Source organism: Methylotuvimicrobium buryatense (genome assembly GCF_005931095.1).
Classification (GTDB): Bacteria; Pseudomonadota; Gammaproteobacteria; order Methylococcales; family Methylomonadaceae; genus Methylotuvimicrobium; species Methylotuvimicrobium buryatense.
The window spans coordinates 2226135-2247611 of record NZ_CP035467.1 but is presented as its reverse complement, the minus strand read 5'-3'; the positions used below and the strand labels follow the sequence as shown (position 1 = coordinate 2247611).

General features: G+C 45.7%; 18 protein-coding genes. 5 read left to right on the top strand and 13 right to left on the bottom strand.

Features of this window, described 5'->3' with window-relative positions; genetic code table 11:
* Positions 1-331: 331 nt before the first annotated feature.
* The gene (gene pap / locus EQU24_RS10070) at positions 332-1816 is read left to right on the top strand and encodes a polyphosphate:AMP phosphotransferase (RefSeq protein ID WP_017839625.1); all 1485 of its coding nucleotides are present in this window, start codon (positions 332-334) and stop codon (positions 1814-1816) included.
* Here pap and EQU24_RS10065 read toward each other — a convergent pair.
* Together EQU24_RS10065 and EQU24_RS10060 are read right to left on the bottom strand one after the other, a co-directional pair.
* Complete coding sequence (locus EQU24_RS10065; RefSeq protein WP_017839626.1) at positions 1758-2570, bottom strand: lysophospholipid acyltransferase family protein; 813 nt, start codon at positions 2568-2570, stop codon at positions 1758-1760. The genes pap and EQU24_RS10065 overlap by 59 nt on opposite strands.
* On the bottom strand, positions 2542-3333 hold the full coding sequence (locus EQU24_RS10060) for a GNAT family N-acetyltransferase (protein ID WP_051056268.1): 792 nt from the start codon (positions 3331-3333) through the stop codon (positions 2542-2544). Before EQU24_RS10060 ends, EQU24_RS10065 begins: the two co-directional genes overlap by 29 nt.
* Positions 3334-3692: 359 nt before the next feature.
* On the opposite strand from EQU24_RS10060, the gene EQU24_RS10055 reads away from it, so the two are divergent.
* Both EQU24_RS10055 and EQU24_RS10050 read left to right on the top strand, forming a co-directional pair.
* Positions 3693-5675: a sensor domain-containing diguanylate cyclase gene (locus EQU24_RS10055; RefSeq protein ID WP_017839628.1), complete on the top strand. Its 1983-nt coding sequence runs from the start codon at positions 3693-3695 to the stop codon at positions 5673-5675.
* Positions 5676-6299: 624 nt separating this feature from the next.
* Positions 6300-7034, top strand: coding sequence for a Mut7-C RNAse domain-containing protein (locus EQU24_RS10050; RefSeq protein ID WP_040575282.1), 735 nt, complete (start codon positions 6300-6302; stop codon positions 7032-7034).
* Between the two features lie 203 nt (positions 7035-7237).
* Here the strand turns inward: EQU24_RS10050 and EQU24_RS10040 are convergent, their stop codons facing one another.
* From EQU24_RS10040 to EQU24_RS10025, 4 genes are all read right to left on the bottom strand, one after another.
* Positions 7238-7885: a DUF2459 domain-containing protein gene (locus EQU24_RS10040; protein WP_017839630.1), complete on the bottom strand. Its 648-nt coding sequence runs from the start codon at positions 7883-7885 to the stop codon at positions 7238-7240.
* A 29-nt stretch (positions 7886-7914) separates the two neighbouring features.
* Positions 7915-12609, bottom strand: coding sequence for an NAD-glutamate dehydrogenase domain-containing protein (locus EQU24_RS10035; protein ID WP_017839631.1), 4695 nt, complete (start codon positions 12607-12609; stop codon positions 7915-7917).
* 432 nt (positions 12610-13041) lie between these two features.
* Positions 13042-13467, bottom strand: a complete 426-nt coding sequence (locus tag EQU24_RS10030; protein ID WP_017839632.1) for an ATP-binding protein — start codon at positions 13465-13467, stop codon at positions 13042-13044.
* 8 nt (positions 13468-13475) lie between these two features.
* Positions 13476-13814, bottom strand: a complete 339-nt coding sequence (locus EQU24_RS10025) for an STAS domain-containing protein (protein ID WP_017839633.1) — start codon at positions 13812-13814, stop codon at positions 13476-13478.
* 424 nt (positions 13815-14238) lie between these two features.
* Between EQU24_RS10025 and chrA the strand changes: the two genes are divergently transcribed.
* The gene (gene chrA / locus EQU24_RS10020; RefSeq protein WP_017839634.1) at positions 14239-15561 is read left to right on the top strand and encodes a chromate efflux transporter; all 1323 of its coding nucleotides are present in this window, start codon (positions 14239-14241) and stop codon (positions 15559-15561) included.
* On the opposite strand, the gene EQU24_RS10015 is transcribed toward chrA, so the two are convergent.
* Positions 15551-16042: a C40 family peptidase gene (locus tag EQU24_RS10015; RefSeq protein ID WP_040575495.1), complete on the bottom strand. Its 492-nt coding sequence runs from the start codon at positions 16040-16042 to the stop codon at positions 15551-15553. The two genes, chrA and EQU24_RS10015, sit on opposite strands and share 11 nt — an antisense overlap.
* A 636-nt stretch (positions 16043-16678) precedes the next feature.
* Between EQU24_RS10015 and EQU24_RS10010 the strand changes: the two genes are divergently transcribed.
* The gene (locus EQU24_RS10010) at positions 16679-16897 is read left to right on the top strand and encodes a hypothetical protein (RefSeq protein ID WP_026130045.1); all 219 of its coding nucleotides are present in this window, start codon (positions 16679-16681) and stop codon (positions 16895-16897) included.
* Between the two features lie 82 nt (positions 16898-16979).
* Here the strand turns inward: EQU24_RS10010 and rplI are convergent, their stop codons facing one another.
* The 6 genes from rplI to EQU24_RS09975 all read right to left on the bottom strand — a co-directional run bounded on the left by rplI (position 16980) and on the right by EQU24_RS09975 (position 21423).
* Positions 16980-17426, bottom strand: coding sequence for a 50S ribosomal protein L9 (gene rplI / locus EQU24_RS10005; RefSeq protein WP_017839639.1), 447 nt, complete (start codon positions 17424-17426; stop codon positions 16980-16982).
* 57 nt (positions 17427-17483) lie between these two features.
* Positions 17484-18383, bottom strand: coding sequence for a DUF2232 domain-containing protein (locus tag EQU24_RS10000; RefSeq protein WP_026130046.1), 900 nt, complete (start codon positions 18381-18383; stop codon positions 17484-17486).
* Between the two features lie 16 nt (positions 18384-18399).
* Positions 18400-18627, bottom strand: a complete 228-nt coding sequence (rpsR, locus tag EQU24_RS09995; protein WP_014148142.1) for a 30S ribosomal protein S18 — start codon at positions 18625-18627, stop codon at positions 18400-18402.
* Between the two features lie 24 nt (positions 18628-18651).
* Entirely contained in the window at positions 18652-19089 is a 438-nt protein-coding gene (gene rpsF, locus EQU24_RS09990) for a 30S ribosomal protein S6 (protein WP_017839641.1), read from the bottom strand.
* A 404-nt stretch (positions 19090-19493) separates the two neighbouring features.
* A complete protein-coding gene (locus EQU24_RS09980) occupies positions 19494-20216 on the bottom strand; it encodes a dienelactone hydrolase family protein (RefSeq protein ID WP_017839643.1) in 723 nt (240 codons plus the stop codon).
* Between the two features lie 724 nt (positions 20217-20940).
* Positions 20941-21423, bottom strand: coding sequence for a low molecular weight protein-tyrosine-phosphatase (locus EQU24_RS09975; protein WP_026130047.1), 483 nt, complete (start codon positions 21421-21423; stop codon positions 20941-20943).
* Positions 21424-21477 lie beyond the last annotated feature (54 nt).

Genomic DNA, 21477 nt, shown 5'->3' with positions numbered 1-21477 from the left:
CGGCACCGGAGTTATACTCATCGCAGATCAAAATTCGGCGCCGGGGTGCCCGTCAAAGGACGCCGTGAATACGTCTATGTAGGCTCTATGCCAGCTCCATGCTGGCAAAGCCTTTGTGAGCGCCATGGATGGCGTGAATGTCGATTTTGCAGGAGCGAAAATCGACCGGACACCCCGGTGGCTCCTTAGTCACCTGCCGAATTTTGAAGTACGAAAGGTATAGAACAAGCTTTAACGATAGTGTCGATATGAACTATAGTAGTTCCAAAATGCCTCCATCCCTTAGATTGACACATAATATAGAAATCTAACGCTAATACGAGAAACATCCATGTTTGAAATTGCCGAGCTGGGTCATACCCTAAAAAAATCAGAATACAACGAACAAATTCCGGAACTCAGAACCCAGTTGTTGCTGCTGCAACAACAGCTCGGCACTTGCGATTTCCCTGTCATTATTCTTATCTCCGGAGTGGACGGCGGCGGCAAGGGTCAAGTCATTAATTTACTGAACGAATGGCTGGATGCGCGCTACATGGAAACATTCGCCTTCGACGAACCCAGCGATGAGGAAAAAGAGCGTCCTAAATATTGGCGCTATTGGCGTTCTCTGCCTCCAAAGGGAAGAATAGGCATCTATGTCGGTTCTTGGTATAGCGACCCGATATCGCACAGAGTTTATGGAGACATCGACGATAGTCAATTATCGGTGGAGCTAAAGCACATCAACGAAATGGAACAATTACTAATAAACGACGGCGCATTAATCATAAAATGTTGGCTGCATTTGAAAAAAGAAACGCAGAAAAAACGTCTCAAGGAACTTGAAAAAGATCCGGAAACCAGTTGGCAAGTCACCGAACGCGATAAAAAACATTTGAAACTGTATGACGAGTTCGTTGAAATCGCCGAAAATGTATTAACGACAACCAGCACAGGAATATCGCCTTGGCTAGTTGTCGAAGGAGCCGATATTCGTTACAGCAGCTTGACAGTCGGGCAGCATGTTTTGCATAGAATTCGTCAACATATCGAAAGCCGCAATGGAAAATCGGAAAACATAAACGGCCTACCCTTCGTCAATATTAACCAGCAAAGCTTACTCGACACGTTGGACTTATCGCTCGAACTCGACAAAAAAGACTACAACGATCAATTACTACACTATCAAGGTAAATTGAATAAATTGGTCAGAATGGCACGAGAACAAAAGCGTTCCACAATACTGGTATTCGAAGGTTGGGACGCCGCCGGCAAGGGCGGAGCGATACGGCGCACTACATCGGCAATCGACGCCAGAAGCTACCGAGTCATTCAAACCGCCGCGCCGACCGACGAAGAAGCAGCGCATCATTATCTATGGCGATTCTGGCGACATATACCGAGAGCCGGCAAGGTCACCATTTACGACAGAAGTTGGTACGGCCGCGTCTTGGTCGAACGCGTGGAGGGCTTTGCCCAAGAAAAGGAATGGATGCGCAGTTACTCGGAAATCGTCAATTTCGAGGAAGCATTGATCGAACATGGCATTCTATTGTTGAAGTTTTGGCTGCACATCGATAAAGACGAGCAACTAGAGCGTTTCAAAGCCCGCGAGCAAATCAGTTACAAAAAACATAAAATCACCGAGGACGATTACCGTAACCGGGAAAAATGGGATGACTATAAAATCGCGGTCAACGAAATGATTGCACGAACAAGCACCCGCGCCGTTCCTTGGCTAATGATAGAAGCGAACGACAAACGCTATGCGCGCATCAAAATCTTGAAAACCGTTTGCGAGAAACTGGAAGCGATGCTGGAACCTGAGAAATAATCGTTTCTGCACGAAGCGCCTCAATGATGCCTGTGTGCGCCTCATAACTTAAAGCTGACCGGCTTTTATCGGCCATTTCGAGAACAGGCAATATTTTGACACGGACCTCTATCTTGCCGAGTTTCAGCATTTTCAACAAATGCGGTATAAATTCGTCATTGCCGATAAATGGCGCTAAAAACTTTGCCTTGCCTTCGTATCGTATAGCGACAGGTTGGATCGCCGAACGCGTCAACAAAGCGGGCTGCAGCAAAGACGAATGAAACGGCAAAACTTGCGATCCGTCCGAAGTCGTACCTTCCGGAAACGCAAAGACCTTGCTGTTTTGTTTCAATAACCAGCTCATTTGTTCGGTCGTGGCATGAATCTCCTTCTTGTCTCCGCGTCGAACAAATATTGTCCCGGCCTCTTTCGACAAATAACCGATGACGGGCCAATCGAGAATGTCGTTTTTGGCGACAAAATAACCCGGTAAATGTTGACCCAAAACGATGATATCGAGCCAGGATACATGATTACTAACGACTAAAACGGGCCCATCGGCCGCCCGCCCTTCGATAATGACTTCGAGGTTTAAGATTCGCTTGAAGGCTTTGAGCCAACTCAGTTTGATCCGGTTGATTCTTTCGCGAGCTTTAATCGGCCGGCTTGACTGGTTAATAACCGGAAACACGCCGAGAGCGATCACGAAACCGGATAAGAACAGTAACACAATCAGTTTTATTTTATAAAGCTGGCGAAAGGCTGCGATCATCGGTAAATAAATGGGGTTTTAAATAATGTTTCGAATATCGGTCTTCCAGTTGCGCCAACGGCAACAGGATAAACAAATCCATGACGTTGAAATCTTCGTCCCAAAACGGGCGGCCGCAAATTTGCACGCCGAAGCGTAAATACGCTTTCAACAAAGGCGGAATCCCCGACTCGTCGCGTTCGCAGCGTAAATGTTCAGGCACTTCGATTAAGGGCACTACCGACAACGCGTCCGAAGCCTTGTTTTTTGAATCGATCGATCGATAAACCGCATCGACCGCATAACCGCTCGGCCCGGGCGAAATACTCGCGCACCCGATCAAATAATGGTAATCGCCCAACTGCGCATAGTTTACTAACGCCGACCAGAGCGTGGTTAATACCGTACTGCCCCGGTATTTCGGGTCCACGCAGGTACGGCCTATTTCGAGAAAGCGCCCAGGTAAAGCCAGCACTCGGTCCAGATTAAATTCTTTTTGCGAATAAAAATATCCCAATTTGCGGGCTTGTTCTTGATTTAGCAAGCGTGTATAGCCTACAATTTTTTCATTAGTCGTATCGACCACGACCAAATGATCGCAAAAATGGTCGATTTCGTCATAATCTAAGCCTTCTTTGTCGGTTTTGAGTCTCGCCCCCATTTCCTTGGCGAAAACCTGATATCGAAGACGCTGCGCTTGTTCGATCAAAGCCTGATCGTGTGTGACAAAACAATCCAGTCGGCGTGTAGGACTAACTCTTATCTGTGTGTCGATTAATTTCATGATGTTGGCTGCAAATGCTTTACTTATCGATAAGATAAATAAGTAATATTTCAATTTCGCGTCGTTTCGATGAAAAATTGGTGACAGAAAAAGATCTTTCCCTCAAGTGAGGATCAAACAATCGATTCACGGACCACTGATAAATCCTGGCAATAACAGTTGTTGAAGTTATTTCATGCTCGTTCCTAACTTTACAAAGGTGTGCGGTATGTCTAACGAGAATGACGGCAGCAGGGCAGATTTTTACTACACGCTATTCCTTGGCGTTCGAGTTGCCGTCAAGCCTCATAGATGGATCCACGTCATTTTGAAACTATCAATCCAGCCGTTAGATACTTCGCAACTTTTTCCTGAGACTTATGGCAACCAATAAAGTTTACGACTCAAGGGGGCATGGATGGTCGACTAGAAAAAAAGTCGTTTTCATTATCGGCCTGTTCGGACTTATTTCGGTATCCCTGGTCGGCATGATTTACTGGAACGGCAATATCTTTGAGGGAGTTCGTTCATATGTTAGAGGAGAAGGCCTCTGGGCCAAAGCGCAAAAAGATGCGGTTTTTTACTTAACTCAATATTCCTACAGTCATGCCGAGGCGGATTATCTAGCTTATTTGGAAGCCCTCGAAATCATCAGCGGCGATAGCACGGCTCGAACGGCTTTATCCCAATTTCCACCCGATAAGCAAACAGCAAGAGAAGGTTTTCTTCAGGGACAAAACCATCCGGACGACATCGGTGCGCTGATCCATTTTTTTCTAAAATTTAACCGCATTTCCTATATGCGCGAAGCGATCGAGATATGGCAGTCTGCCGATAAAAAAATCGATGCATTAAAAGATATCGGCGAACAAATACGAAATGAAATTACCGATTCGCGCCGCGACAGCAAAAAAATCGCCGATTTAAGGCAACGTATAAGACAACTCAATGATGAGCTTCATGAGCTAGAAAACCTATTTTCGTTGAAATTAAGCGAAGGTGCCCGATGGGTTAAACTTATTGCATGGCAAATTAGCGTGTTGATATTAATAATCTTTGTCGGTATCGGACTCTTAGTCAGCAGGCAAATTATCAAGAGTATCGAAAAATTCGAAAAGCAACTAGCTCTCAGCGAATCGCGTTTTCGAAGTCTGAAGGAGTCTAATACCATCGGTATTATTTCATGGCGCCTCGATGGTATGATCGACGAAGCAAACGACCTTTTTTTGAACATGCTGGGTTTTGTCCAGGCCGATATTGAAAAAGCAGCGGTCAATTGGCGAGATATTACTCCAATTGCGTTTCATGCCAAGGATCAAAAGGCTATCGACGAGCTTTTAATTCAGGGCCGATGCGAGCCTTATGAAAAAGCGCTGATCCATAAACAAGGATATTGGGTACCTGTATATATCGGCGCGGCACTGCTTAGCGGTAATCGTGAACAAGGTATTGCTTATGTAATGGATCTAAGCGAACGCAAGAAGGCCGAACAACAATTAAAACTTGCGGCTACGGTTTTTGACTTCACTAGCGAAGGCATTATGATTACTGACCCATCGGTACGCATCGTATCGGTCAATCAAACACTGTGTAAAATGACCGGATACGATCAAGAAGAATTATTGGGGAAGCCGCCTTCGATCTTGCAATCGGGTTATGTGTCTACCGAGCAATATCAATATATGTGGGATTCTCTAAACCAAAACGGTCAATGGCAAGGCGACATTGTCGATCGCACCAAAAATGGCGCATTATTACCGATGCGGATCAGCATTAGCCAAGTTAAAGACAGTGATAATCAAATCACGCATTATGTGGCAATACTTTCGGATATTTCGGAACGCAAAGCCGAAGAAGAGCATCTCCGACATATCGCACATCACGACCCGTTGACCGATTTGCCTAATCGAATTTTGTTTAACGACCGGTTGGAAAGGGCCATAAAGAAAGCCGCGCGAAGCAATACCAGTCTGGCGGTTTTGTTTCTGGATTTAGACAAATTCAAACCGGTTAACGATTTGTTCGGTCACAAGACCGGTGATCGCCTATTGCAGAGCGTGGCGCACCGAATCGCCCGGAGTGTTCGAGAAACGGACACCGTTACTCGATTAGGTGGCGACGAATTCGCGATATTACTCGAGGATGTGACCGATTTGGAAATGGTCGATAAAATTCTTAAACATACGGTCGATGTCATCAGCGAAACCTATCTTATTGATGACCGAATGATCGATATTGGCGTCAGTGCCGGAATGAGCATTTATCCCAACGATGGCACCGACATTAAAACGCTGCTGGACCGCGCCGATAAAGCCATGTATGAAAATAAAAAAAAGGCAACGGCAGCTAATATCAACCGTTGATCCTAAAAAGAGCAGTTGGCATGTGTTGTAGACCGTTCGTGCTGAGTAAAGTCGAAGCATGAAGGGTCTACAACACTTTCACCGACCTGGTGAAGCCTCAAACTCCCGTTCACCCTTCGACAGGCTCAGGGCGAACGGGAGTTTGAGGCTCTCAACTGCTCTTTTTACTGTGAAAGTTCGTAGATTTGGACTCTTTATCTAATTGTTCGATATGCAAAAGCTCAGCAACGAAAATGCCGGTTCCGAAGAGGGTGCGGTTGCTCGACTGACAGGCGTCGGCGGCAGGGACAGCCGCCGTCGAGCCTACAAGGACGTATTCACGGCGTCCTGTCGGGCGAGTAACCGTACCCTCCCCACGCCCATAAGTATCTACACATCCTTATCATTTAAAATCATGCTGTTATAAAGTTTCTTCTGGTTTTTTATGAAGATAGGGATTAAAAATTGAAGTTTTTAGTCTACTTTTTTATCTTAGATTACAGAAGAATTAACTTAACTAATTGTTTTATAAAGCTGAAAACTTGTGTAGATACCTATGCCCCACGCCCGAACTTTCATTTGTTGGGGCGATGGCCGGGCCTTCATGAACGTTAGGTTGATATATAGTCGTAGACATTAATCCCTGTGAGTCGAGTTTATTTGCGTTTCTACGAAGAATTAAACGATTTTTTACCCATCGAGCGGCGTAAAGTCGAATTTGAACATACGCTTAATCGTAGAACTTCGATCAAAGACTTGATCGAATCCGTAGGTATTCCGCACACCGAAGTCGAAATTATTTTGGCCAATGGCCGCTCGGTCGATTTTGATTATATTGTTCAAGAGAATGATCGAATTAGCGTCTATCCGATGTTTGAGTGTTTCGATATCGCGCCGCTTCTGCGCCTACGCCCTAAACCGTTACGAGACCCTCGCTTCATTCTCGATACTAATCTTGGCCGGCTAGCGCGATATCTACGTTTATTGGGCTTTGATTGTTTGTACCGAAATGATTATGAGGATGGCGATGTTGCCGAGATAGCGGGTCAGCAGCATCGGATAGTTTTGACTCGGGATCGCTTTTTATTACGACGAAAAATAATCACTCACGGTTATTTCGTGCGCTCGGTTCATCCTAGAGAGCAAGTCAAAGAAATCCTGCAGCGTTTAGATTTATACCGGTTCATCGCACTGTTCACACTCTGTTCACGTTGCAACGGCGCGTTGATAAAAACAAGCAAAGACGCCCTCATCGATCGACTAGAGCCTTTAACTAAGCTTTACTACGACGACTTTCGGATCTGCCTCAGTTGCGATCAAATTTATTGGTCCGGCAGTCACCACAGCAATTCCCAGTTTGAGCAGTTTCGCCGATTTTAGGGTCTGGGGTATGCCTGTCGAGGAACGCCGTAAACCCATCCATGGGGGCTTGGCGGCAGCTCCCTGCTGCCGACATCCTCGCCAAGCATACCCCACACCCTTTTTGATCTCCAAATTGGGAATTGCTGCAGTCACCAAGACCATGCCAGGCAATTAATTAACGAATTAACCTCTCAAAACGATCAAAGGTCGAAAAATTGAGTTTAATCGGATAAAAGGTTTTTTTGATGACGTCTTACTCGCCGCATGACTCCTCTCGCAGTAAGTGCGAGTGGACTATCTGTCGCGACATCGGCTACGTTCAATGCCTCCATAACCCAAGTATTGCAATTGTTAAAAATATGATAGGAGCCCGTGGCGCTGTAAAAACGGCTATAAGCATACAAGCCTCGTCCTAGATTAATTAAATCGCCCTGCCCATCCCTCACGAACGCCTGATTGATAAAGCCCAACATTGCGACCACCTGACTTTTTGACAACAAAATACGCTCGATGTCACTGTGCCGAAAATAATGCTCAGGATGGTGCCGAAGCCCAGCGACATGCATGACTGAGCCGGTCGGTAAAAACAACGCCTTTATGGCCAACCACAACGAAAACGACTCGGCTTGATAAAAAGCGCGATCGCCCCAACCGAACTCGATAAAACCGATTTCAGTCAAATCGAACGCCAGTCCGGAAATACTGTCCGCCGCTGTTTGAGCATCGACCACGATACCGGTATGCAATCCGTGATCGATGACATGGATAATCATTTGTTCGCTGCCATTTGCATAAAGCGCCGATGGCGATGAACCGCAGCCACTGCATAAAAAGCAGGTTATCCAAAAAACGATCGTTCTGATAAACATTTCGGCACACTCGTCGATTCAACAAGTAATCAAATTAAATTTATCAATGCTTTGTTCAAGGTTAAATAAGGCATCAAGCTGTTTGTCGGACTTCTTGAAACTTCTTGAAAAATTCGTTGATAACGGATCAGCTTTTGCTTGTTAACAGAGCCCGCGAAATAAGTTTTGCAATCTTGTGCATCCGAAACCAAAACGGCTTGCACGAGTTTACCTTGCGTTTGTTTGATTTCGGCCTTGAGATTGTTAAAAACCTTTCGCTCCCAATGATTTTGTACGGTTACAGCCGATAGTTGCTCAAACAACTTGCCCAAGTCCAAATATTTCGAAACGTCGATAAACGTCTTGCGAACTGCACTGAAGACTTGCCCGGATTCAGTAGCCAATAGTGTAATTTGTGGAAAGTCGCTCAGTGAATTGATAAATGCGATACGCTTTGCCAGGTTGACGGGTAAACCATTAGCCGGGTCATTCACGGAATCGGGTGGAATAAACTCATTGGCGAAAGCGGTTAAGCAAGATCGATAATTTTCCAATGTCAGCGGATCCGGGCGCACAACCTGTCCGTTCATCAATACCCATTGACTGAATTCGGCAAGGACATTTTCCAATTCCAATAGCAAACCGTATTGTTGTTCCGCCGAAATGCGATTATCCAAACTAAAAACTTCTCGGCGAAAGTCAGCGGCTTCGAGCACTTGATCGAATGTCAAGTAACTTGTCACGCTATCGATGACGGCTCCGCCGTTGTCGTTATGCCAATTCAAAAAGCCGCATCCGGCTTGATTGATAATCGTATTACTCATCACGGTCGCTTTTATCGCCGGCGCGAGAGGGTGACTGGCTAAATGTTCGGCGTAGCTTTGCCTTATCGGTCCTGGAAAGTAGCTATGCAAGTAAATATCGTAATCGGGAGCCGATATCGATTCGCTTCTATCCATGATGTCTTGTGTCAACTGAATCTTACTGGCGGCCATCAACACGGCAAATTCCGGCCGCGTAATCATTTGCCCGGGCCTAGCCATAACTTCTTTATAAGATGGAAAAGACTCAACATTGCGATCAAGCACGCCGGCGCTTTCCAAGCGTTCCGAGAGCAACAAATATTGTTCGGCATTCCCTTTCACGCGTAATTGCTCAAGCGATAGACACAAACTCTGTTTGTAATTATTGGCCAAAACCGCATCGCATACTTCGCCGGTTAAAGCATCAAAAGTTTGCCGATAATCGCTTATTCCTTGTTTTTTCTGAAGCCCCGTTAGCAATATTTTGAGATTGACTTCATGATCGGAGCAATCGACCCCGCCCGAGTTATGAACCGCATCGGTATCGATACGCCCGCCTGCCAAGGCGTATTCGATTCTCGCTTTTTGCGTGAAACCGAGATTAGCACCTTCACCGACAACCGCTGCACGCAATTGCAGCGCATCGATACGTACATCGTCGTTATTTCGGTCGCCTACGTCTTCATGTTTTTCGATTGATGCTTTCACATATGTGCCGATACCGCCCAACCAAAGCAACTCAACCGGAGCTGTGAGTAACAGACGAATCAGTGTGGCGCCATCGAGGTTTTTATAACGAATACCCAACCATTGCCGAAGTTGCGGAGAGACGGCTATGTCTTTCGCATGACGGGGATAAACACCGCCGCCTTCGGAAATCAAGCTTCGGTCATAATCGTCCCAGCTCGACCCAGGCAATTCGAATAAGCGCTTACGTTCTAAATAAGATTGCTCGAGGTCGCTTGGATTCGGATCGATAAAGATATGGCGCCCGCTGATCGCGGCTAGCAGGCGGGTGCTATGAGACAACAACATTCCGTTACCGAATACATCTCCATCCATGCTGCCGACACCGACTACGGTAAACGGTTCGCATTGAATATCCTTGCCAAGTTCGCGAAAATGCCGCTTGATGCATTCCCAAGCGCCTCGGGCAGTAATCCCTAACGTTTTGTGGTTATATCCGTTAGAACCGCCGCTCGCGAAGGCATCGCCAAGCCAAAACTGGTATTGAGCCGAAACCGAGTTAGCCAAATCCGAAAATTGCGCTGTCCCCTTGTCGGCCGCAACAACCAGATAGGGATCGTGATCGTCATAGCTCACGATACCGGGTAAAGGCACAACCTGATCTTCGACATAATTGTCGGTCAAATCGAGCAAACCCTGAATCAGCTTGACATAAGCCTTGCGGCCCGCTTCTCTAAAGCCGGGATCGGCAACCGGCGCCTTGACGATAAACCCGCCCTTTGCGCCTTTCGGAATAATCAGCGCGTTCTTGCTCATCTGAGTTTGCATCAGATCTAAAATTTCGGTTCTGAAATCGTCGGGACGGTCCGACCAGCGAATGCCGCCGCGAGAGATTTTACCGCCGCGCAAATGAATCCCTTCCATATCGACGGCATGCACATATATTTCATTTTGAGGTTTAGGGGCCGGCATATCGATGATGCCGAGACTATTGATCTTGAACGCGATAAAAAAATCGTCCCGATTTTGTCTGATATGGAAATTACAGCGCATCGTTGCATCAATTAAATTAAACAACGTACGCAATATTCTGTCGTGATTGATATCAGTTACGCTATTAAGATTCTCCAGCAATTTAAGACGTAACGGAAACAACAACTGTTCCTCGCGCTGCATCGGCTCCCCTAAATTAGGGTCGGGCCTGAAACGGGCCTCGAAATACTCAAGCAAGGCGTAGGAGGTACTAGAGTTGGCGAGTAATGCCTGATTGAAACTGCTAGTAGTGGTCGGATAGCCCAATTGCAGATAATAGTTGCGATACGCACGCAACACATCGATCTGCTGCCAAGTCATACCAGCCAATACTAGTAAGCTATTCAATTCGTCGTTTTCGGCTTTTCCGTTAAATACCGCACCGATACCGGATAACAAGCGTGACTTTAACTCCGTAAAACTGTCATGTTGAGACTTCGCAGCCGAAATCGTAAAGCTTTTAATAAAAACCGAGCGGCCGGATACCGTCAATGGAAATTGAACCTGATCCAAGACTCGCAAGTTAAAGTTTTCGAGAATTGGAATATATTCGTCCAAATAGCGTTCTTGCCGGCTGCAAAAATGTAAACGATACTGACGAACCAGGCCACATGGTCTCAACAGACCGATTGTCATCGGACTATCATCCTGCAACGATTCGATTAAGCCAATATCCTTGACGGCATGACGCGGAGGCATCAATGCTTGATAGCCGGGCGGAAAAACCATGCGGTATTTTTGCCATAATTTGCCGGCCTTGTATTTACCGTAGGCGCGCTCCAGAGTTCGGCACAAGGATGCAGACCAGGGCCTGACCTGTTTGTTGAGATCCCGGTCCAACTGATCGACATCAATCGTTATGGTTTCGGCACTCGGCTTCAGCAAAAAATGCAACCCCAAATAAGGGCCGCTAAGCATAATTTTACGGACTAATTCGGCACTGCTATCGAGATTTGACGACAAGCGCTCTAACAATAGGTATTCAATCTCTTCGTTATACAATTGAATCGGGACGATAATCAGAGCGGACAACGATTCCAGACCGAAACCGCCTAAAACCACTAGTTTGATGCCTTCCGGGCGATACAGGTAACGCCTGAGCGACCGAATCAACAAGTCCAGTTGAGGTATTTCGAGCAAAAATAAGTCGACTTTCGGAAACAAATTGAATATCTCTTTAAGCTGCAGATATTCATAACTATTTTCAGGGGTTTTATGATGCGCTAATGTTTGTTCGATTTTACGTTGTAAAAACGGAATATTGCTGCATGCTCCCCCCATTTCCGCCTCATCAAAAACGCCGAAAAAACCGTAGTCGCAAAAACCGCCTCCATTCGGCAACGTGAGTTTGAACCCTATGTAAATCAAGGATTGGTCGTGAATCAATGGGCTTCTTATCGGTAAGTATTGGATGATTAGAGGATAATCGCGCGCCCAAACAGCCTGCATCACTCGGAGAAAGTCCGATATTGCTGTAGGATTATTGTCATGACAAAATTCTGAACCCAAGGCTTTAAGCGCGGTCACCGAGTCTTGATCCTCGGACGAAAATCGATATGTCCTAAAAGGGATAAAAGCCTTTTGCTCAAGCCAATCGATCAAGGCGCTAAATTGAGAAAACTCGGAAATTTCATTAAGCGCAAGCAAGCTTTCCTTCAAGGCTATGCGATCTCGATCAAGGGTTTCGGCCCACTCGATGATTGCCGTTATCCTTTCGAAAAATGCATTTTTGACACCTGAATCAACCGCTTCAAGACGCAATACGATCAACAGTTGCTTGGTTCCGGACAAACCATTACTTTCCAAATCAGTTATCATTGTTCCCTGACGCTTAATGGTCAAAACGGGATGTGCCAATAATTGAAACGGAAGTTGTTGATCGCTTTGTAACGCCAATAAAGAATCGACAACATGCGTTAAGTTGCGACAGACAATCACGATGAATTGTTGAGGATCGTTCGGTATCGTCAGTGCTTTCACGATATGCGTTTCGATATCGTTAGTGAAGAGTTCAAATATCTTGGCAATCAGCGATGACGATATATGGGGGGGCAATGAAACAAAATAGCTGTCCGGGAATAACAGCATTTCCGCCAATTTAATTAAAAATCGCCGGTTTTGATTGTCGCCTTGTCCTTCGAGGATGTGTTGTACCGCCTTTAATTTTCGGCGTTGACGCGATGCCTTTAGAGCAAGGTTACCGGCTCTCAGATATACTTTCACGAACTACTCCTTGAGTTTCTGTTGATAAAAGTCACGGCTAAGAATTGCACACGAAATAAGTTTATCAAGACTTTTAGGCGGCCGTTCCTTTCAAAGAGGAATCAGGGGAATCACTTAAGGCTATTATTTCATGCACGGTTATTACTCTACCACGCTAAAAATGTAGTGCATGAAACTAAATTTGGCAGTTTAACCATGAAGCACATGAATTTCATGAAGGATTTCAAGAAATTACCTAAACATTCTCGCTAACCTTTTTGGTGAGCGAAAGTTCTATATAAACGAATACCAAGCTATTGAATAAACTTCTTGTTCTTCATTATCTTCATGGTGAAATGCTTTTTCTAGGATGAAGATTTAGTGATAAAGGTTGGCTATATAGCAAGGAGATGATCATCAAACAAAAATTTGATCAACAATTTGGGGCGATCATTATCGTAGGCTTTTTTTAATTTCTAAAACGTTTGCTTCTTCCATTCGTGTATAAGTAACCGAGTCCATCAGTGTCTTTATAAAATAAATCCCCATGCCGTTTTCCTTCGGATTATCGAAATCCGGAATCGGCACAGCTTCGATATCGAAACCTTGTCCATGATCGAAAACTTTAATATTGAGCTCGTCTTCCTGAATGTGAATCGTAATTCTGACACAGTCCTTCGGCCCTTTATAATTGGAATGCTTAATTGCGTTTGTTGTCGCTTCGGTTAACACAAGGTTCAATTGATAAGCCAAGGCATCTCGATCGCCGGAATAAAGGTCCAGCTCTCTTCCGATCCGCTCCCCGATGCTACCGATCAAATCCAGATATTTGGTTTGTGTCGGGATAATTACATCAACCTGAATATCCGCACTTTGCATAAAAGCCCCTACGATTCGCTGGTGGTTGCTTCGTTCAAATCATTATAAATTTCGAATACCCGATTCAGTCGGGTTAATTCAAACATAGACATCACTTGCGGCTGCAAATTCGACAAAGCCAATTTCCCCGATTTGGCAGTCGCATGTTTAAATCCCGCCAACAACGCACCCAGACCCGAACTATCGATAAACTTGACCTGTTGTAATTGTACGACGATATTAGGCTCACTTTCTTCTATCATATCGATAATAAATGCCTTTAAATCGCCCGAATTGTGAGCATCGATCCTCTCTTCATTGATGAGAAGCACATTGAAACCGTCTAATTGTTGCTGCGTTAATTTCATATCTTTATATATTTATTAATCAAAAGTAGTCGAAAGTGGCCGATTGTAGTAGTTATACCCATCGCACTTCAAATTTCGGCATTGACGCGTGGAGGTGCCGGGGTGTTCGGCAAAGGCTTTGACAGCAGGGATGCTGTCACAGAGCCTACATGGACGTATTCACGGCGTCCTTTGACGGACACCCCGGCACCGAAATTTGACCAGCAAAGGGTATATACTCATCGTAGATCAAAATTATGCATCGGGGCAGCAATTCTCAGTTTAAGAAATTTTGCCTTATTCAGGGTGCGGAGCCTGTCAAGCGAGCGACCGACCCTTCAACAAAGCGCATAGTTCTAGGAAGTTATTATAACGACATCCTAATCTGAAGCACTTTGCAAATCAAGAAACTCAATTCACCTCGGCAATCACATTGAACAAGAATATGGATACGATTCCTTTTAAACAAGCACTTTGGTATTGGTTTAAACTCGGTTTTATCAGTTTCGGCGGTCCGGCCGGCCAGATCAGCATGATGCATCAGGAGTTGGTCGAAAAAAGAAAATGGATTTCCGAGCACCGCTTTTTACATGCCTTGAATTATTGCATGGTTCTACCCGGTCCGGAAGCCCAACAATTAGCCACATACATCGGTTGGTTGATGCATGGTGTAAGCGGCGGTATTGCCGCCGGCGTTTTATTCGTACTACCCTCGCTGTTTATTTTAATAGCCTTAACATGGAGTTATCTGGTATTCAACGATGTTCCCGCCGTTTCCGGCATACTCTACGGTATTAAACCGGCTGTCACCGCCATTATCGTTTTCGCCGCCTATCGAATCGGCTCCCGAGCGTTAAACAACCGTTATCTTAAACTGATTGCAGCACTTTCCTTCTTCGCCATTTTCGCATTGAATATTCCGTTTCCCTTGATCGTGTTCGGCGCAGGTATCCTCGGTTGGCTCGGCGCGCATTATTTTCCGAATCAATTTCATATGCATGAACATCCTGCGAGCTCCATAAAATCCTATGGACCTGCCGTTATTGACGATCATACGGCCATGCCTGAGCACGCTAAGTTTAATTGGTCAAAAATCTATAAAACCGGTTTGACCGGTTTGGGGATTTGGGCAAGCCTGATCATGGTTTTACTGATCAATTTCGGTCGGCACGGCTTATTGGCACAAATGGCCTGGTTTTTTACCAAAGCCGCGCTTTTGACCTTTGGGGGTGCTTATGCCGTGCTGCCTTATGTTTACCAAGGAGGAGTCAGGGACTTCTCTTGGCTCACCGGAACGCAAATGATGGATGGTTTGGCATTGGGCGAAACGACTCCCGGACCGTTGATTATGATCGTTGCGTTCGTCGGATTCGTCGGCGGTTGGAATCATCCGGTGTTTGAGACTAACAGTTTAGTTTGGTCCGGCATCGCCGCGGCAAGCATCGCAACGTTATTCACTTTTTTACCGTCGTTTTTATTTATATTGATCGGCGGACCTTTAGTCGAAGCCACTCGCGACGACCTAAAAATGACTGCACCGCTCAAAGGTATTACTGCCGCCGTGGTTGGAGTAATTTTAAATCTGGCGGTATTTTTTGCTTGGCATGTTCTTTGGCCGCTAAACTTCAATGGCCCTTTCGATGTATTTTCCGCATTGACCGGCACAGTCGCTTTCGTATTGCTGTTTAAATTTAAACGTGGCATGGTAACAGTGATCGGCTTAAGCGCGATACTGGGATTGCTTTATTCGTTGCTCATCACGAACTGAGCACACGCACCGATTTCCAATATCTATCGGACCAGTATTGATTATCTAAACTGGAAATCGCGACTCCTTTGATCGTCGAGACATGCAAGAATCTTCTTTGCTCGATATAGATGCCGACATGATGCTGTTGGGGACCCGTATTAAAAAATACCAAATCTCCGGTTCTCAATTGCTGCTGCGGTATAGGCTTCCCAGTCTGCGCTTGGCGGTCGGATGTTCTAGGCAAATGAACACCTAACTTTTTCGCGAAAGTCAGATAAACGAAACCGGAGCAATCGATACCGGATTTCGAAAGCCCGCCATATTGATAAGGAATCGACGCCCATTCGCGGTAATGGCCATAGAGCGTTTGCTTTAATGCCGCTTCGGAACCGGACAAACTTATTGAAGCAGTTCTCTTCTGCCCTCCGGAACAAGCAGTTAAAAGCGCGAGTGCAAAAACTAAAGCAATAATTTTTAAATCACCGATTAAAAAACGCATAGGCAAACTCATACTGATCACAACAAAATCATTATATTTCCGTAAATTATAGCGCAAACTTAAAAAGATATTTTGCAATATAAAATCCGCTAATCGTCAAGCGCGCCAAGATTTTTCGCGAAAGCTGAAATGGGGTCCGTCCGATTTCAGCAGCGAAAAATGACTTGGCGATTATTGCCTTCGGCGGCCCCGATTCGCCCTGCGTCCGTGCCACTACGCCACATCATCGTATACTCGATGCGGCTCCGTAGCACTCCCACAAATGGCTTTACGCCGTGTCGCGATGCCTTGTATTTTGCCTCCGCCTGCGCTATTCGCGCAGACTCCGGCAAAACACCCGGCGCTACGGCTATCGGGGACTAAAAATCTTCACTTCGCTAACGCTCCGTTTCCAAGATTTTCAGCGATTGAAGGCTTTCGATTGCGCTCAAGACGAACGGAATTCGGAGGGATTCAGTGGCACATTATTAACATCAAGATTTCTAAAGGCTATGATCAACAATTATTCTAAAGAAGGTTAAACGCGAGTTACGAGAATTAGCCGCGCAAGCCTATGAACATGAACTTGCTCTTGAGCTCAAAAAACTGGATAAAAGTTTTGCTGAATGGCGTAATGGTTCGATTAGCAGTATCGAATTGAGTCATCGCGTGCATCGGCATGAAACAGGCGCGTCAAAATCTCTCTATAGAAAATATAACTACGGAGATATTCATTTTAACGTTGCTTATGCGATCGTGGCAGGCATTGTTGATGAACAAGCGGCATCGGAAGACTTAAAAAAAACCATTGCCTCATTCATTAATTTCTGCCAATTTGCGAAAAACGATGGTGATATTAAGACACCGGAGCATTAGACCGGTTAGCGGAGGATAAGACTAATGATTAAAAATCAACCAAGGCAGAAAGGTTTCTGCCTTGGTTGACCGAACTTGAGATTTATTCGGCTGCGACTGTCAACTTAACGGTTGCAACAACATCCGAATGCAGGTCGATATCGATTTCATAATCGCCGACTTGACGAATCGCCCCTTCAGGCAATCGAACTTCGTGCTTTTCAACCTTAGCACCGGCTTCAGTTAGTGCATCGGCAATGTTTTGAGTACCGACGGAACCGAACAATTTTCCTTCGTCGCCGGCTTTATGCGTAACGGTTATCGACAGATTATTCAATACTTGCGCTCTCGCTTGAGCTGCTAATAATTTCTCGGCGGCCGCTTGTTCTAGTTCGGCGCGGCGAGCTTCGAATTCGGCTATTTTTGAAGCTGTTGCAACAACCGCTTTACCTTTCGGCAATAAAAAGTTTCTGCCGTAACCGGGCCTTACGCTAACTTTGTCGCCTAGATTGCCTAGGTTTGCAATTTTTTCAAGAAGAATCACTTCCATCGTTATATACCTCTGTTTCGGCTATCGCCGAATTATTTTGCGCCGTCAGGCGCCGGATTATTTGGAAAATTTATTTCGTAAGTTCAACCACGCATCAGCCAGGCCTATACCGGCAACCGGAAACATGACATGAGGTATTATCAATAACGTGACGTAAAACATCGGCACCAAAAAACGCCCGGAGCTCATCCTTGATAGCATCAAATGTAATACCGCAGCCCCGATGAAGGTATAGAGCACAAACAATAGAATTGTGATATTCCACGCGACTTCCGAAAATATGCCGCTACCGAACCACGCAACTGCTATTACTATGATGCTGCCTATAGCTAAACGCGGATGAGTACTCAAGGACAAATACTCAGCCCTAAAGCCGCCGGGATTATAGAGCATCGATTGCCACCATCTGCCTAAAAAAAGCCCGAATAGAAGACTAAATATAGTGCCTGCAGCTACGACCCCCGTCATATAATGAGCCATGGACTGAACCGATTGCTCGATATTGTCAACAGGTACATCCGGCGATGACTCAAGCATTGGCTTTATCATCTGTTCCAGCATCGGTCGCCAAAATTCGGACGGAGAGGCTTGATAAAGATAAAACCCTAGCACTCCAAGCGCACCGAGTAATATCGCTATTTCAACCGCAAGAGACAAATGTCTGCCTTCTCTCAGAACGATTGAAATAATCCATATCGGTGACCACATCACCAAACCGTATAGCAATGCAAATTGATATCCGCCCAAGACCAAAAGGCCCAATGCAGCAGCTGCGGCACTGGCAAATAATAGCACCCATAGCCCTTCATGCGCGCCTCGGCGCAATGTCACCAAAGCAACGGTAGCCGAACTTACAATACTTACCGGGGGAATGATCAGCGATATTAAAGCTAGGGTCGATGCAATCATGATGGCTTGCATCCTCCCTCGCATGATGTATTCCGCTAAAAATTTCATACGCCCGGTTTAAATTTTATTTATGTGCGTCGCAATACGGCAATAATGCGATAAAACGCGCGCGCTTAATTGCCGTCGACAACTGTCTTTGATGCTTGGCGCTAGTTCCGGTGATGCGGCTAGGGACGATTTTTCCGGTTTCGGTAATATATTCGCTCAAGGTATCGATATCTTTGTAATCAATTTCGTTTGATCCATCCGTACTAAAGCGGCTTAGTTTTTTACGTCTCATGTTACGTGCCATAATATTCTCTCGATTCAATAACGGTTATTCTTCGGATACAGTTTCGTCGGCCTTATCATCTTCTGCCAAGTCTAAAGCTTCGTCGGCATCGGAATCATCAGCGTCGGCTCTAGTTTTCAATTCAGCCGCTTTATTTTCATCCGCTGTCGAAGTCGCTATTTTAGAAGGCTCGGTAACTGCTTCTTTTCTCAGCAGCGTCATGCTACGCAAAATCGCATCGTTAAAACGAAAACCACTTTCCAGTTCTTCGAGAGTCGGCTGATCGCATTCGATGTTCATCAGAACGTAATGAGCTTTATGGATTTTGTTGATGGGATAAGCTAAATGCCTACGACCCCAATCTTCAAGACGATGAATTTTGCCGGACGCAGCTTCAATAGTCGCTTTGTAACGATCAAGCATCGCCGCAACCTGAGCACTTTGGTCGGGATGGACTAAAAAGACAATTTCATAATGTCGCATGATTACTCCTTTCGGGAAAAAGCCTTCCATCTCTAGTCTTAAGAAAGATGGTAAAGCAAGGATATGGCACGGAATGCGCCAAAACCGGCGATTATAAATGTTTTACCAATACTGGGCAAGCGATTGCTCATTCTCTTCAGCAATTCCCAATTTGGGGATCAAAAAGGGTGCGGGGTGTGCTTGGCGAGAATATCGGCAGCAGGGCAGATTTTACTCCATGCAAATCTGCATTCACGCCATCCCTGGAGCTCGAGCCGCCGTCAAGCCCCCATGGATGGGTTTACAGCGTTCCTCGACAGACATACCCCACACCCTAAGATCGGCGAAAATGCTCAAACTGGGAATTACTACATTCTCTTATTTGTTGAATCCAAAATACAGATTGGCGCTATGGGAGATATAACTTATCGCGCGAAAGCTTCTTGCAAAAACGCAAGCAAACTTTTCCAAGAACGATTGTCGGCAAGAGAGTTATAGACGGTTCCGAAACCAGGATCGTTAGCCAGCGGATTTGTAAACGCATGCACGGTATTACCGTAAACATGTATTTGCCAATCAGCACCTGCATCGGTCAACTCTTTTTCCAGCGCCACGACATGGTCGACCGGCGCCATCGGATCGTCATTACCGTGCATCACCAATACTTTAGCTTTAATATCAGTAGCAACCAGATTACCCGGCGGAATCAGCAAGCCGTGAAAACTGGCCACGCCTTTTAGATCGGCACCGGTTCTAGCCAAATCGAGCACACACAGACCACCGAAGCAAAAACCGATCGCCGCAATCATTTGATCGTCGACCCAAGGCAATAATTTAACCGCCGATAATGCTGCAGCAATGCGCCTTTGCAACATCGCGCGATCATCCATAAATGGCTGCATCAATTGAGAGTTTTCCTCGATACTGTTCCCTCGTTTGCCTTTACCGTAAATATCCAATGCGAAACCGACATATCCCAACTCTGCAAGCTTTTTTGCCTTATCGGCAACAAATTCGTCTCGCCCACCCCAAGCATGACTAATCAACACGGCAGGCCTCCGCCCATCTAATGCATCGTCATAGGCAAAAAAACCTTCTAAAACCGCATCACCATCCAGGTAGTCGACAGTATTCGACACAATTGCCATAATTCTCTCCTCGTTTATTGGAATTTTTATAGATTATACTTTTAACACATACATGTCGGCACCGACTGTAGGGAAAAACCCGAATATTCGGTGGATTTTTGCTCAATGCAAAATCATTTCCAATCATTATATACCTTTTGCACTTCAAGTTTCGGCAATGCCCAAGCTTGCCGTTCGAGCTGCCGCCAAGCCCCCCCCCATGGATGGGTTTACGGCGTTCCTCGACTGGCATACCCCACATCCTAAACTCGGCGAAACTGCTCAAACTGGGAATTGCTGCCAAGGAGGAGGCGCTAGGGCTCGACAAAGTCTTTGTCGACTCCGCGCCAAGCCTAAACCAGCGACGACTCGCGGGAGCATTCACGGCATCCTTTTATACCTTTCGCACTTCAAATTTCGGCAGTGCCAGAGGAGGCGCCTGGGTGTCCGGTCGATTTTCGCTCCTGCAAAATCGACATTCACGCCATCCATGGCGCTCATAAAGGCTTTGCCAGCATGGAGCTGGCATAGAGCCTATACGGACGTATTCACGGCGTCCTTTAGCGGACACCCAGACGCCGAATTTTGATCTACGACGGGTATAACAAATCTTTGAGCCCAAATTCGATTAGCAAAAAAGATATTTATGCCTTATTTATTTCGACGAATTGCTCACTTATCGCCTAACCTTCTCAATTCTTTAGCCGACCTGATACAGCACAACGCGGCTTTTAAACTTTCCACGTCATACCTTCCCTTGCTCTTTTAACATATTCAAAAAACCCACTGCGGCTTCCTCAACTAGATCCAACACGCGCTCAAAACCGTACCGGCCTCCATAGTATGGATCCGGCACCTCGCGTGTAGCGAGATGCGGCGCATGATCCAACAAATAACTTATCTTACCCCGGTGATTTTCGGGACAAGCTTCGAGCAGAATCGAATAATTGTCGTCATCCATCACCAGCAAATAATCATAGCCCTCAAAATCGGCATAAATAACCTTTCTTGCTTGCAAATGTCGCAATTCTATACCGCGTTCTCTTGCGGCTTTTTGAGCCCGTAAATCAGGCTGTTCGCCAACATGATAGGCATGCGTTCCGGCTGAATCAATTTCAAATAAATGACTAAGCCCCTCCTCTTCAATTAGCTTAGTAAAGACTCCTTCGGCGGTCGGGGAACGGCAAATATTCCCCATGCAAACAAAAAGAACTTTGATTTTTTTCATAGCTGTTCGATCGATTTTGATTAAAAAACGACCGATAGTTTACATCAGCTTAAT

Excerpts from the sequence above, each read along its gene's own strand:
- pap (WP_017839625.1), top strand. The coding sequence starts at position 332 with ATGTTTGAAATTGCCGAGCTGGGTCATACCCTAAAAAAATCAGAATAC.
- EQU24_RS10065 (WP_017839626.1), bottom strand. The coding sequence starts at position 2,570 with ATGATCGCAGCCTTTCGCCAGCTTTATAAAATAAAACTGATTGTGTTA.
- EQU24_RS10060 (WP_051056268.1), bottom strand. The coding sequence starts at position 3,333 with ATGAAATTAATCGACACACAGATAAGAGTTAGTCCTACACGCCGACTG.
- EQU24_RS10055 (WP_017839628.1), top strand. The coding sequence starts at position 3,693 with ATGGCAACCAATAAAGTTTACGACTCAAGGGGGCATGGATGGTCGACT.
- EQU24_RS10040 (WP_017839630.1), bottom strand. The coding sequence starts at position 7,885 with ATGTTTATCAGAACGATCGTTTTTTGGATAACCTGCTTTTTATGCAGT.
- EQU24_RS10030 (WP_017839632.1), bottom strand. The coding sequence starts at position 13,467 with ATGCAAAGTGCGGATATTCAGGTTGATGTAATTATCCCGACACAAACC.
- EQU24_RS10025 (WP_017839633.1), bottom strand. The coding sequence starts at position 13,814 with ATGAAATTAACGCAGCAACAATTAGACGGTTTCAATGTGCTTCTCATC.
- chrA (WP_017839634.1), top strand. The coding sequence starts at position 14,239 with ATGGATACGATTCCTTTTAAACAAGCACTTTGGTATTGGTTTAAACTC.
- EQU24_RS10015 (WP_040575495.1), bottom strand. The coding sequence starts at position 16,042 with ATGCGTTTTTTAATCGGTGATTTAAAAATTATTGCTTTAGTTTTTGCA.
- rplI (WP_017839639.1), bottom strand. The coding sequence starts at position 17,426 with ATGGAAGTGATTCTTCTTGAAAAAATTGCAAACCTAGGCAATCTAGGC.
- EQU24_RS10000 (WP_026130046.1), bottom strand. The coding sequence starts at position 18,383 with ATGAAATTTTTAGCGGAATACATCATGCGAGGGAGGATGCAAGCCATC.
- rpsR (WP_014148142.1), bottom strand. The coding sequence starts at position 18,627 with ATGGCACGTAACATGAGACGTAAAAAACTAAGCCGCTTTAGTACGGAT.
- rpsF (WP_017839641.1), bottom strand. The coding sequence starts at position 19,089 with ATGCGACATTATGAAATTGTCTTTTTAGTCCATCCCGACCAAAGTGCT.
- EQU24_RS09980 (WP_017839643.1), bottom strand. The coding sequence starts at position 20,216 with ATGGCAATTGTGTCGAATACTGTCGACTACCTGGATGGTGATGCGGTT.
- EQU24_RS09975 (WP_026130047.1), bottom strand. The coding sequence starts at position 21,423 with ATGAAAAAAATCAAAGTTCTTTTTGTTTGCATGGGGAATATTTGCCGT.